The sequence below is a fragment of the Streptomyces sp. NPDC051987 genome, assembly GCF_040680735.1.
In the GTDB taxonomy this organism is placed as follows: Bacteria; Actinomycetota; Actinomycetes; order Streptomycetales; family Streptomycetaceae; genus Streptomyces.
Window position 1 is genome coordinate 23,389 of record NZ_JBFAXI010000052.1, and the last position, 13,539, is coordinate 36,927.

Annotated in this window: 5 protein-coding genes; 1 reads left to right on the plus strand and 4 read right to left on the minus strand. The window is 70.2% G+C overall.

Annotated elements, in window-relative coordinates:
- Positions 1-75: 75 nt before the first annotated feature.
- On the minus strand, positions 76-1,557 hold the full coding sequence (locus AB0M11_RS25670) for a carbohydrate binding domain-containing protein (RefSeq protein ID WP_365709323.1): 1,482 nt from the start codon (positions 1,555-1,557) through the stop codon (positions 76-78).
- 1,598 nt (positions 1,558-3,155) lie between these two features.
- On the opposite strand from AB0M11_RS25670, the gene AB0M11_RS25675 reads away from it, so the two are divergent.
- Positions 3,156-6,458 carry a lectin gene (locus AB0M11_RS25675; protein ID WP_365709325.1) on the plus strand — a complete coding sequence of 1,101 codons (3,303 nt, stop codon included), beginning with the start codon at positions 3,156-3,158 and terminating at the stop codon, positions 6,456-6,458.
- A gap of 67 nt (positions 6,459-6,525) precedes the next feature.
- Here the strand turns inward: AB0M11_RS25675 and AB0M11_RS25680 are convergent, their stop codons facing one another.
- From AB0M11_RS25680 to AB0M11_RS25690, 3 genes are all read right to left on the minus strand, one after another.
- Positions 6,526-9,180 carry a trehalase family glycosidase gene (locus AB0M11_RS25680; RefSeq protein WP_365709327.1) on the minus strand — a complete coding sequence of 885 codons (2,655 nt, stop codon included), beginning with the start codon at positions 9,178-9,180 and terminating at the stop codon, positions 6,526-6,528.
- 247 nt (positions 9,181-9,427) lie between these two features.
- A complete protein-coding gene (locus AB0M11_RS25685) occupies positions 9,428-11,125 on the minus strand; it encodes a carbohydrate binding domain-containing protein (RefSeq protein ID WP_365709329.1) in 1,698 nt (565 codons plus the stop codon).
- A 178-nt stretch (positions 11,126-11,303) separates the two neighbouring features.
- Complete coding sequence (locus AB0M11_RS25690) at positions 11,304-12,482, minus strand: MFS transporter (protein WP_365709332.1); 1,179 nt, start codon at positions 12,480-12,482, stop codon at positions 11,304-11,306.
- Positions 12,483-13,539: the final 1,057 nt, after the last annotated feature.

A 13,539-nucleotide genomic window follows, 5' to 3' on the forward strand; every position in this document is an offset into this window, starting at 1 on the left:
GTGCTGGCGCTCGTGGACGCCGCGAGCGGCAAGCCGTTCGTGGACGTGGTGGCCCCCACCGTACGGTTCGAGAGGTCAGGAGACGGTCACGTCGTCGTAGTAGGTGTAGGTCGCGTCACCCGCGTAGTTGTCGTCGTTGTTGGTGAGGGTGAGCGTGTAGTTGTGGCCCGGGGTCACGGTGCCGGAGACCTGCTTCCAGCCCGCACCCTGGGTGCAGGTCTTGGCGAGCAGCGTCGTGGTGGTGCCGGCAGTGGTGTCCTGGAGGGTGGCCGTCGCCCAGTCGTAGGCCACCGTGTCCGGGCAGGTGACGTCGTACCAGAAGGAGACCTTGCTGGTGCCGGACGGGGCGGTGAAGGACTGGGAGACCGAGGAGGCGTTCGTCGGGCTGGTCGAGCCGACCAGCGCGCCGTAGCTGCCGCTGTGCGCCGCCGAGGCGGTGGCGGAGGCGCTGCCGCTGGTGGTCCAGCTCGACAGGCTGCCGGCCTCGAAGGTGCCGTTGGTGAGGGTGCCGCCACCGCCACCGCTGCTGCCGCCGCCGACGATCGCGTGGGAGATGGCGCAGCTGTTGGTGTCGTTGGACCAGCTGGCCTGCTCGGCGAAGGTACCGGTGCCCATGGTGACGTTGGCCGCCCCGCCCGTGCTGCCGGGCGAGAGCCAGGCGCATTCGTCGGAGTTCTCCTGGCCGTCGTACGAGCTGCCGGTGTGGTTGGTCCAGCCGCCGGCCGGGTTCTGGTCGGACATCATCTCGTGCCATTCGTGGCCGAGCGTCATGGTCCAGCCGTCGAGCGTGCCGGGCGAGTTGACGAATCCGACGCCGCAGCCGGAGCCGGAGTCCATGTTGTACGGCTGGTTGCTGAACGCGATGTCCCCGTAGGAGGAGGACACCGCACCGCCGGTGAGCGTGCTGTCGCCGTTGTAGTCGTGCCAGGCGCAGTACTGGCCCTGGTAGCTGTCCGGGTTGGTGTTGTGCGGCGAGAGGACGACGTAGTAGGCGTCACGGTTGGACGCGGCGGTGGTGTTGCCGAAGTGTCCGGCCGCCTTGACGGCCTCGACGCCGAGCTGGTGCCCGGTCGCGGCGCTCGGCGAGGCCGCCGAGTTGTCGTACCACACGCCGGACAGCACGCCGCCGCTCTGGTACGGGATGAAGTTCGCGTTGGACGGGCAACTGGTGGCGCCCGACGACACGTTGGGGCCGTCACACCACTGGGTGAGGTCCGCGGACCACCGCTCGTTCCCGGTGCCGATGTCCTTGAACATCTCCTGGGCGACCGGGGCCGCGCCGTCCGGGTCGCCGGAGAACGTGGCGTCGCCGCTGCTGTTGGTGCTCTGCGTGCCCCACTGCGAGCCGTAGAAGACCAGGTAGACCTTGGAGTGGCCGCTCTGCACACCGATGCCGTCGATGCCGCCGCCGTAGGACAGCGTCTCCGGGCCGGTCGCCGCGGCGGCGGCCGGGTGGCTGGCCGCCCAGGACTTCATCTTGGCGTTCCGCTGGATGGTCGGTATGACACCGTGCCGGTAGGAGTGCTGGTAGGCCGGGCTGTAGGGGTTGGATCTCACCGTGTGACCCGTGGCCTGGGGGGCGGCTGTCGCCTGGGGTACGGAGGCGAGTGCCGCAGCGGTGACGAGGGACAACGACGCCAGACCGGTCAGGGTCGCTCGGGCTGCGCCGCGGAGGTGGGGAGTGCCCATGGGTGATGGGGCCCTTTCTTCGCATGGACTCCGCCGTCGGTCCGGCGGAGGTGAGGTGCATGGAACGTCGGCGAGGCGCATCACCGCCGGCCCGCTCCGGCCGTCGACGTTGACGCCCGTCTAGTCGCAGAGCAGGAGGAGAGGCCCGAGCGGCACCGGGTGACTGCACGGGCGATGTGCTCGGCAGTTGGGGAACTCACGCACGGTGTTGCAGATCCGCGGGGAACTCTCGTCCTGGACCGGACTGATGGAAAGGCAGCGAGAAGCGTTCGCACTACGGCTTCTTGCCATCGGAATGGTGATGCGTCGTCAGACGCGGAGAAGCAAAGCAGAGTTGACGGGTTCAGGTCAATGGAAGCGAATAGCTTTCTCACAGGAAGCTGTTCTGCGTCCTTCCGGACCGGATCGTCCAGCCGTCGCGCATCCGGTGCTTTCGCTGGTCGAGGGTCAAGTGCGCGTATGAGCAGGCCAGTTGAGTGACCGGGTGGCCGGCGACTCGTGGCGGAACGTACGCCGCGAGTGAGGGTCGCTGTACACAACGCACTTCTGAATTCGAAAAAGTTCGAGAAAATGCTCGGTCAAGAAGAGGTAAGTCATGGTCAATTGATTGCCGTGACGGCTATTCGGGATTTTTTCCTCTCCTGTGAATCCCGGGCCGGTTGTCCGGCATCGTGACGGCTTCCGTCGAGCGGGCCGCGCCTCGGCGCGGATGCGGCAGGTCTGCCGGTCCGGCGTAGGCGACCCGGTCACGCCTCCTCGGCCGGATGCGGCAGGTCTGCCGGTCCGGCGACGGCGACCCGGTCACGCCTCCTCGGCGGCGCCGGGCCGCTCACCGTCCGCACCGCCCCGCGCGGCACGCCGCGTCACCGCGGTCTCGGGGTCCGCCTCGCGCGGTCGGCGCGCACGCGAGCGGAGGTCTGCGCCCGTGTGGCGCGGCTTCGAGCGGAACCATGTCGCGGCGGGTGTCCTGGCCGGTGCGTGCGTGCGTGCGTGCGCGGTGGCGGTGGCGGTGGCGATGGCGGTGCGGTGCAGTGCGGTGCGGTGCGGAAGGAGCCTTCGGCCGGGATCCGTAACTACCGCAAGTTTCCGGCGGTTCGGTCGGCCGGTTCCGTGCTCGGGGTGGGTTCGCGTCCTCGTGTGAGGTGAGCTCGGGCGCAAGGGTCGGCCGCGGTGCGACCGCCCGGGTCCGTATCTGACCATCCGTGAACTTCGCGCGCGGAAAGTTTCGTTGGCCTCGTTGACATGCCGCAAGCACAGGCGTTTCACTCGACTCTCGTGCATGGCAACGTTGTCAGGCCGCCGAGGCGGCGACCCGGTTCGTTGCCTGTCGCCGGCATTCCGGTGTTTCTCGGCGCGCCGACACCTGATGTGCGAAGCACGAACTGCTGCGGAGGAAACCGATGGTGAGACCCCGACGTCCAGCCGCACCACACACCACCCGAGAGAGATTCCGCCAACGCCTGGCCGTGGTCTGCGTCCTGGGCATGGCGGCGCTGCCGCTCTCCGGGGTCGCGAGCGCCCATGCCGCGAGCACGGCGGCACCGGCCCTCGTGACGGATCCCGCGTCCCTCGTCAACCCGCTCATCGGCACCTCCGGTGCGGTGGACACCTTCCCCGGGCCCGACATGCCGGCCGGCATGGTGCAGTGGGGCCCCGACACCACACCGAACCGCCCCGACGGCGGCGGCTACGAGTACGCCGACAAGAAGATCTCCGGCTTCAGCCTCACCCATGTCTCGGGCCCCGGCTGCCCGGTCGCGGGCGACCTCCCCGTCCTGCCGGTGACCGGCGCGCTCTCCGGCAACCTCGGCAGCACCTCCGTCGGTTTCCGTCACGCGGACGAGCGGGCCGCCGTCGGGTCCTACCAGGTCACCGACGCGAACGGGGTCAGGACGGAGCTGACCGACACCACCCGCGCCGGTCTCGGCACCTTCACCTTCCCGGCGGGACAGCAGGCGAACCTGCTGTTCAAGCTCAGCGGGGGCGCCACCCAGGTGGACGGAACCCGCGTCCAGGTGGTCAACGGCAAGGAGATCAGCGGCGCGATCGACAGCGGCCACTTCTGCGGCGCGAACAACCGCTACACGCTGCACTTCGACATCAAGTTCGACCGGCCGTTCGCCGCGAGCGGCACCTGGGTCGGCGGCACCATCACCCCCGACGCCAGGTCGCTGAAGGCGGGCACGGTCCGGCAGACCCCCCGGAAGACCACGTCGAAGCCGCTGAGGGAGAAGCACTTCACCGTCCCGGCCAAGCCGGCCCCGACGGTCCACCAGAGCGCCGCGTCCCGGCTGTCCGGCACGGCCAAGGCCGCCCAGCCGCCCACGACCGGCGCGAACGGCATGTACCTCACCTTCGACACCTCCGCGAACCCCACGGTCACCGCGAAGGTCGGCATCTCCTACACGAGCGATGCCAACGCGGCGGACAACCTCGGCAAGGAGATCAGGAACTGGGACGTCGGCGCCGTCGAGAAGGCCAACCACGACGCCTGGAACAAGGTGCTGAGGACCATCCGGGTCGGCGGCGGATCCGCCGACCAGCGGACGCAGTTCTACACCGCGCTGTATCACGCCCTGCTGCACCCGAACGTCTTCTCCGACGACAACGGCCAGTACATGGGCATGGACAACCAGATCCACAAGCTCGCCAAGGGCCAGAAGGCCCAGTACGCCAACTACTCGGGCTGGGACACCTACCGCTCGCAGACCCAGCTGATGGCGATGGTCGAGCCCAAGGTCGCCAGTGACGTCGTCACCTCCATGCTCAACGGCTACGACCAGACCGGCCTGCTGCCCAAGTGGGCCTCGAACAACGGCGAGAGCTACGTGATGGTCGGCGACCCGGCCGCCGGCATCATCACCGACGCGTACGCCTTCGGCGCGACCGGCTTCGACACGGCCAAGGCGCTCGCCGCCCTCCAGCACGAGGCCACCGTCCCGAACAACGACCGCCCCGGCGAACCGGTCCGTGACGCCAAGGGCTACCTCCCGCTGGACGAGAACGACTACAACTGCTGCAACTTCTACGGCCCGGTCTCCACCCAGCTGGAGTACGACTCCGCCGACTACGCCCTCGCCGCCTTCGCGAAGTCACTCGGGAAGACGGCCGTCTACCAGAAGTTCGCCACCCGGGCCCAGGACTGGATGAACGTCTTCGACCCGCAGACCGGCTACCTGCGCGGCAGGAACAAGGACGGCCAGTTCGCGGGCGGCTTCACCCCCGGCACCTCCAACGGCTTCGTGGAGGGCACCTCCGCCCAGTACACCCCCATGGTCCCCTTCAACCTCCAGCAGCTCATCCAGGCCCGCGGCGGCGCCCAGGCGTACTCGGCCTACCTGGACAGCCTGCTCGACGACATCACCGGCCCCGGCGGCACGGACGCCGACCTGAGCAACGAGCCCAGCGTCGAGATCCCCTGGGAGTACGACTACACCGGCCAGCCGTGGAAGACCCAGGCGGCCGTCCGCGACGCCCAGCGGAACCTGTACTTCAACGCCCCGGTCGGCTCCTTCGGCAACGACGACCTCGGCGCCATGAGCTCCTGGTACGTCTGGTCCGAGCTCGGCATGTACCCGGAGACCCCGGGCACGGACACCCTGGTGCTCGGCAGCCCCGCGTTCCCGGTCGCCAAGGTGGCCCTCGGCAACGGCAGGACGGTACGGATCGACGCGCCGCAGGCCGCGCCCGACGCGCCGTACGTGCAGTCCCTGCACGTCAAGGGCAAGGCCTGGAACACCTCCTGGCTGACCTACCGGCAGCTCAGGGGCGCGGGCACGCTCGACTACACGCTCGGCACCCGGCCGAACACCTCCTGGGCGTCCGGACCGTCGGCGGTGCCGCCGTCGGACACCACGGGCGGCGGCCGGGTGCTGGCGGCCACCGGTCCCAGCAACGGCCTGGTCCTCCAGCCGGGCAAGGGCGACGACGCCACCCTCGACCTGACCAACCTCGGCGGCAAGGCCGTCACGGTGGACTGGACGGCGACCGCGCCCTCCGGCGTCACCCTGGACACGGCGTCCGGCTCGCTCACCGTGCCCGCCTCGGGCCGCGCCGAGGCCAAGGTCCACGTGACGGCGGGCACGACCGAGGGTACGTACGCGGTCACCTTCGCCCTGACCGACCACGGCACCGGCACGGCACTGTCCGGGGCGACCCTCCGTGTGGCCGTCGCCAAGCCCGGCGCGCTCTGGCCGTACGCCACCAACGAGGGCATCTACCCGGACGGCACCACGTACTCGGGCGGCTTCGACGGCGGCGGCTGGGCCTACTCGCAGAACGCGCTGTCGGCGGCGGGCGTCACGAGCGGCTCCACCCTCACGGTCGACGGCATCTCCTACACCTGGCCCACGGTGACGTCCGGTCAGCTCGACAACCTGGAGATGGCCGGCCAGACCCTCCCCATGCCGGCCGGCACCTCGGGGTCGTCGCTGGGCCTGCTCGGCGCGGCGGTCAACGCGCCGACCGACGGCAGCGGGGTCTCGGGGACGCTGACCGTCACCTACACCGACGGCACCACCTCCCAGGCGACGGTCGGTTTCTCGGACTGGACGCTCAACGGCGGACCGAGCAAGCCGCTGCCGAGTGACACGACGGCTCTCACCACCGCCTACCGGAACACCGGGAGCGGGGGCCGGGACGGCGTGAAGACCTACGTCTTCGCCACCAAGGTCCCGCTGGATCCGTCCAAGCAGGTGGCGTCCGTGACGCTGCCGGTGACCGGCTCGACAGGCACCGACCACCTGTTCGCCTACGGCTTCGGCCAGTAACTTCGCACGGAACAGGGCCGGTTCCCGGGGCGTGTGCCCGGGAACCGGCCCTGGTGGTCGCGTGCCCCTACTGGACCCAGCAGTTCTTGGCCGTCCCGGACGCCGGGTCGCCGAAGACCGTGTTGGTGCACGGGGTGCCGCCGGTGAAGCTGCCGTAGGAGTAGCGGCCGTCGGCCCCGTAGGCCACCTCGTGGGTGCCGGTGAACGAACAACTCCCGTTCTCCGCTGCGCAGGCGGTCCACGTGGTGAACGTGGGCGGCGGGGCCGTCACGTAACAGGACTTGGCGGTGCCGGGGGTGGGGTCGGGGAAGGCCGCGTTGCTGCAGGCGGTGCTGGGCACGGTGGCATAGGTGTACGTGCCGTTCGCGCCGTAGGCGACGGTCATCACACCGGCGTACGAGCAGGTGCCGCCCTCGGTGGCGCAGGGGGCCCACACGTCGGTCGTGGGCGGCGGCGACTGGACGTAACACGCCTTGGCCATACCGCTGATCGGGTCGTCGCCGAACGCCGTGTTCGTGCAGGCGGTGTCGCCGGTCGCGGTGAGGTACCTGAACCGGCCCTGGGCGCCGAAGGCGAGGGTCTTCGTGCCGGACACGGCGCAGGTGCCGTTCTCCAGCGCGCACTGCGCCCAGGTGCCGGGCAGCGCGGTGCGCTCGGTGGGCGACACGGTGCCCGTGGTCGGATAGGCGACGGTGTACGAGCCGGGTCGTACACCGCGGAAGTAGATGTAGCGGGCGTCCTGGTCCGCGCTCGCGATGCCGGTGGCGCCGGTGAAGGCGGTGCCGTTCCAGGCGGTGCTGCCGTTGACGGTGACGGTGTGGTTCTGGCCGAACCTGGGCACGGCGATCACCCCGGTGGAGCCGGTGTCGGAGCCAGTGTCGACCTGCAGGGTGAAGCTGCCGTCGGCGGGGTGGTCGTAGCTGACGTGGACGGTCTTTCCGGCGGCCACGGTGAGGGTGCCCTCGACGTGGGTGAGGTCGCCGGGGTGCGGAACCACCTGGTAGGAGGTCCCGCCCGCGCCGGTCGGCTGGATGCCCAGGACGTCGGAGGTGAGCGCGCCGGTCGGACCGGTGGACCAGCCGTGCGCCATGCTGGTGTAGGCGCCGCCGTAGGGGCCGACGTCCCCCTGGTTCGAATACCCCTCCCAGAATGTGCTGCCGGTGCCGATCGGCGAGTCGAGCATGAAGCCCCACTCGGTCCGGATGAGGTTCAGCGCGTTGGTGTCGTCACCCGCGGCGAGGTGCGCGTAGACCTCCATGGAGCCGGTGAACGGCGAGACGTTGTTGTTCCACTCCGGGGTCTGCGAGCCGCGGCTGCCCCAGCGGGTGCGCAGATAGGCGGTCACGCTGTCGGCCTGCGCGGCGGAGGAGGGCACGCCGTACCAGACGGCGAGGGAGTTGCCGTCCTGCGGGTGGACGCTGCTGGTGGGGTTGTCCTGGTAGGCGCCGGTGGACGCGTCCCAGAGGCGGGAGTTGATCTGCGTTCTGAGTGCCGCGGCCTGGTTGCCGTAACCCGCCGCCAGTGTGCTGTCGCCCTCGGTGCGGGCCAGCGACGCGCCGGTGGTCAGGACCCGGTAGAGCATCGCGTTGGCCGCGATGTTCTCCCCGCCCTGGCCGGTGCGGGCCCAGTCCAGGGTGCCGGTGACGTCGAGCAGGCCGTTCCCGTCGACCTTGGCGGTGATGAAGTCGACACCGCGCTTGTACTGCGCCCAGACGCCGTCGAGCCAGGTCCGGTCGGCGGTGTCCAGGTAGTAGGTGTAGGTGCCGAGCAGCGTCCACATGTGGTAGGTGTCGGAACCGAAGAAGTTGAACTCCGGTCCCGCCCAGGGGAGTTCGCCCGACGCCTGCTGCATCCGGTACACGGTGGTCAGCGAGTTGCGGGCGGCGGTCATGTCGTCGGTGCTCACGTAGGCCGTGGGCAGGGAGATGCCCATGTCTCCGGGCCACACGGAGCGGTCGCGTTTGGCACCGTCGGTCAGGACCTCGCTGCCCACCCCCACCACGCCGTTGTTCTCCCACCCGGAGGAGGGCAGCGGCCACACCCGGCCCTGCGCCGGGTCGATGGTGTCCATCTGGACGGTGTAGGCGCCCGCGTACCAGATGCGGTTGAGCAGGGGGTCGTCGGAGAAGAAGTAGTTCGGGTAGGCGGCCGGGTTCGAGGCTCCTGGGGCGGCCGAGAAGGCGAGCGAGACGCCGTTGACGTCCACCCAGCCACCGGAGTCCAGGAAGAGCGTCAGATACCGGAAGCCGCCGCGCAGCTTGTCGGCGGGCATCGTGTAGCTGCCGGCGCCGGCGCCGTCGACCGTCGCGTAGATCGCGCCGTCCGTGCCGCCGCCCGAGTTGTCGCTGCCGGTGCCGACGTACAGCGACGACTCGCTGAAGGCCAGCCCCACGCGCTGCCCGGCCCCGCTCGCGCCGGAGAAGCCGAGGGTGACGATGCCGCCGACCTCCTTGCCGAAGTCCAGGGTCACGGCGGAGCCGTTGCCGTTCAGCCGGGTGGACTGGTGCGACAGCACACGGGTGGGGCCACTCACCGAGCCGGCGGTCCGGTACACCGAGACCGGCGCGAGTGTCCGGGAGGACGGGGCGAGGTCGTACTGGTCGCCGGGGGTGGTGACGGCCGCGGTGGCCGCCGTCGCCCGGGGCGGGGACTCGAAGGGTGCCACGCCGCCGAGGGCCAGGCCGAGGCCGACGACGAGCGCGATACGGAAGGCGGCTTTCACGGGATGCTTCTCCTCGGTCTCGCGTGACTGGAACGTTTCATCCGGGCAACAGGGCTTTCATGGTCCGTGTATGAATCGATTCAAAAACGGGCCGCACAACTGGTGCAGACCAATGGGGGTGGGGCGTCCAGGCAAGCAGGGGTGACGCGTGCAAGTCAATATGGCTGCGGTGGCTCGTCGTCCGGGCCGGAGCGAGGCGCGCCCCGGCGTCGCCGCCGGGGTGCGCGTGGCCGGGACCGTCGAGCCCTCAGGCGAGGGTGAAGTCGTCGGCGTAGACGTCCGACTGGCCGTACCAGCCGTGGACGTAGACGGTGACCGATCCGCTGCTGCCGGTGGTGAAGCTGACCGAGAGCTGGTTCCAGCTGCCGCTGCTGGACCAGGTGCTGGCGGTGGCCCCGCCGCTGACACCGAGGTAGGCGTACGGTCCCTGCACCCAGGCGGTGAGCGTGTAGCTGTGGTTGGCGGCGAGGGTGACGCTCTGGTCGCACTCGCCCGTGCTGCCGGCGGTCGGCGCCACCTGGAGGCTGTGGCTGCCGCCGTGCACCGGGCCGCTGACCACCGTGCTGCCGCCCGTGCAGGTCCAGGGGCTCAGGCTGCCGGTCTCGAAGCCCGGGTTGGCCGGCGAGCCACCGCCGCCACCGCCGGAGGACGTGACCGTGAGCGAGTAGATGGCGCTGTGGCTGCCGCTCGCGGCCGTGCCGGTGACGGTGATCGGGTAGGTGCCCGCGGCCACGGACGAGCCGACCGTCGCCGTCAGCGTCGAACTGCCGCCGGACGTCACGGAGCCGGGACTGAAGGAGACGCTGACGCCCGAGGGGGCGCCGGAGGCGGCGAGGGTGACGGACTCGGCGCTGCCGGAGGTGACGGCGGTGGCGACGGTCGCGGTCGCCGAACCGCCGCGGGCGACCGAGGCGGAACCCGGCGACAGGGACAGCGAGAAGTCGGTGGTCGTGCCTCCGCCGCCGGAGCCGCCCTCGTAGGGCACGAACGCGTCGGTGAAGGCGAGCGGGTTCTGGCTGATCTCGCTGCACGTGGACAGCGAGTTGGCGCTGCCGCCGCACGGCTGGTCCCGGTTGGCGGACCAGAACGCCAGTCGTCCGACGCCGTTCTGTGCGGCGAAGCTCTCGACCGTCTGGGCGTCCGCGAGGGTGAAGGTGGACCCGTCGTCGTTCTTGCCGATCATCGGGGTGATGCCGAGGTCGGCGTAGCCGTAGCCGGAATCGACGGACTGCATCTGCCCCAGGGTGGCCCTGGCCGCGGCGAGAGCGGCCTGGCCCATCTCGGTGCCGGTGCCCGCGTAGTAGTCCATGGTCATGATGTTGACCACGTCGATCCTGATGCCCGCGTTCTTGGCGGCCTTGAGGATGTTGACGCCGTCGTTCGTGAGCCCGCTCGTCAGCACCGGCAGGGTCATGGAGAACCGAAGGTTCGGGTTGGCGGCCTTGAGGTCCTTCATCGCCTGCATCTGGCGGGCCGCGGCGGCGGTGTCCGCGACAGCGGCACCCTCGACGTCGAAGTCGAGCTGGGTGACGCCGTAGTCGTCGATGATGGCCTGGTATCCGGCGTCGATGCTGCTCTGGGTGGAGCACGTCCAGGCGAGCGGCTCACCGCTCGCGCCGCCGGAGGAGACGATGACGGAGGCGCCCTCGGCCTTCGCTCTGGCGATCTCGGGGTCGGTGTAGGAGTCGTTGCCTATCGGGAGCGTGTCGCCCCAGATCTGGGTGCAGCCCTCGCCGAGCACGAAGGCCGCCGTGTAGGCCTTGAGCCGGTGCCCGGTGACGGCGGTGTCGAGCAGGCCTTCCTGACTGTTCGACATGTCGACGTAGGGAGCCACGGAGTAGACGCTGCTCGCCGCGGCGTTGCCGGCCGGGGCCAGTGCGACGGTGACGCCGGTGGCCGCGAGCGCCAGCGCACACGCGGAGGCCGCCAATCTTGCCAGGTGCATGACAGTGGCCCTTTCGGAAGGCCCCTTGGGGGCGTGGTGGGGTGGGCCGGGATTTGGTACATACCAAACCGCCGACAAGCCCCCTCCGTCAAGAGGACTAGACCAACGGGTCTCCTCGGGGGCATCCGGCCTGGAGTCGGCCGGGTCGGCACCGGTGGCCGACGAGCCGGTCGGCCGGTCAGGGGGAGGGTTCGGTCACGGTGGGATCGCCGCGGCGGACGGTGACCAGGGCCGCCCAGGCCATGGCCGCCAGCGGGATGACACCGGAGATGATCACCTGTCCCTGGCTGGAGACCACGCTGTTGGGTGTGCCGAGCAGGTAGCCGATGCCGATGCAGCTGCGGGACAGCGCCTGGAAGCAGGCCCAGGCGCTGCCGTGCACCTCGGCCGGCACGCGTGCGTGCACCGCGTTGCGCAGACCGACGTTGCAGGCGCCGTTGCCGAAGCCCGCGATCAGGAACAGCGGGAAGATCACCGCGGCCACCGGGATCAGACCGGTGAGGAGCAGGCCCAGGCCTATGCCCAGGATGCCGCCGACGATCAGCAGGATGTGCCGGTCCGACCAGCCCACGCGCCCCGCGAGCAGGGCGCCCGGGACGGAGCCGAGGGCCCAGGTCGCCAGGAAGAGGCCGAACACGGTGTCGTTGCCGTTGACGACGTCCCGCAGGTAGTAGACGCCGGCGACGTTCTCGATGCTGGTGGCCAGCATCGCCGCCGCCAGCGCCGGCATCAGCGTGCCCACCACCGGCGCGTCACGCAGTGCCCGGTAGCCGTCCGCCAGCCTGGTGGCGGGGCGGCGGCCGATCGCCACGTCCACGGTGCCGGGCACCGCCAGCATGGTGCAGCCGGCGAGCACGAGGAAGGACGCCGCGTCCACGGCGAGGAGCGCGGGAGTGCCCCACAGGGAGTTCAGGAAGCCCGCCATCGGGGGGCCGACCAGCCCCGCGACGGACAGGCCCGCCGTCAGCAGGCTGTTCGCCCGGCCCGTGTGCTCCTCGCCGGCCACGACGGGCAGCATCTTGAACCCGGCGGCCACCGAGGCCACGCCGGCCAGCGCCGACAGCGCGACCAGGGCCACCCGCACGTGGAACCCGCCGACCGCGGTCGCCGCACCCAGCGCCAGCGCCTGGACCAGCAGCGCCCACAGGCACACCGCACGCGCACTGAAGCGGTCCACCACGGAGCCGATCAGCGGTGCCGCGAGCACCGTGGGGATGAGCTCGGCGAGCATCACCTCGGTCACCCCGAAGCGGATGCCCCGGTCCGCCGCGTGCAGCACCAGGCCCAGGGTGGCGAGCGTGTCACCGAGGCGGGAGAAGAGCGTTCCCGCGATGAGCACCTGCGCGGCGACCGGCATCGTGGCACCCGGGCGCAGTGCGGCGAATGGCGCTCTCCGCGTCTTTTCCGTGTCCAATCGATTCCAATCCGTCCGCTCGCCGGGGCCATTCAGCCTGCTCGCGCATCAGATTAAGCCAGCTCGTGCAGTGCTGGAGCGTCCACCGGCCACCGGGACGAACCGCTTCCCGGCCATTGCGCGCCCCGCCGGAAGCCGCGGCGGGATCCCAATTTCTCAGCCACGGGCAGCACTTCACCGAATGTCCACACATGTTCCACATCGACTCCCGCCGAGGTGATACCGGAAGGCGCGTTCCGTGCGTCACCCGGGACGATGTGCATCCGGGGCGTTCCGGGCGTCCTTTCCGGGCCGGGCGGCACCGGGGCGGGAGATCGGCGTCCCGATGTCCATGTGGGAGCCGTAAAGCCTGGTTTTCGGCCAATCGCTGGAGTTGCGACGGTCTCCGCCCTGAAGCGATCCACTTCGGTCCACCGTGCCGGAAAGCGCCTTCCCGTGGCGCCGAGTTATCGCAGCCGGTCAGATGAATGACCGGAAAATGCCGGGGCAACGAGTCCCCTCATTCCCCGAGGGACGGAGAAAAGGGAACGAACCGGCATCTGCCGAAAGTTGCGCGACGGCCCCCGGCCAACCTCACCGACGCCCACCCCGCCCGCCTCCCCGCGCCTCCCGGTCTCCCGTCCCCCCGTGATCTCAGCCCCCGTCGAGATGTCCCACGAAGTGATGATGTGCCGGGGCCGAAGTGGCCGCGTGAAAACCGGGTGCCGTGTTCCGTGCGGCTCCCTGCATTCGTCGGATATCACGCACCGTAGCCGCGGCACGCGGGCCAGGTGCTTTGCCGTGACGAGTTCGGACATATGAGGGGAGAGGGTCATGCGGGACCGCACCGCCGTCGCCTCTTCCCGTTCCCGTTACGAGGTGATCCTCGTGTCCCCGTCCCTACGGTGCCCGCTGCGCGGTCGGCACCGGACTCCGTGACGCGCGATCGGATCAGACAACTGCGGGTGATCAGACAGATTTTGACGTTGCGTCAGACACCATCGACGAACTTCGCCGCACG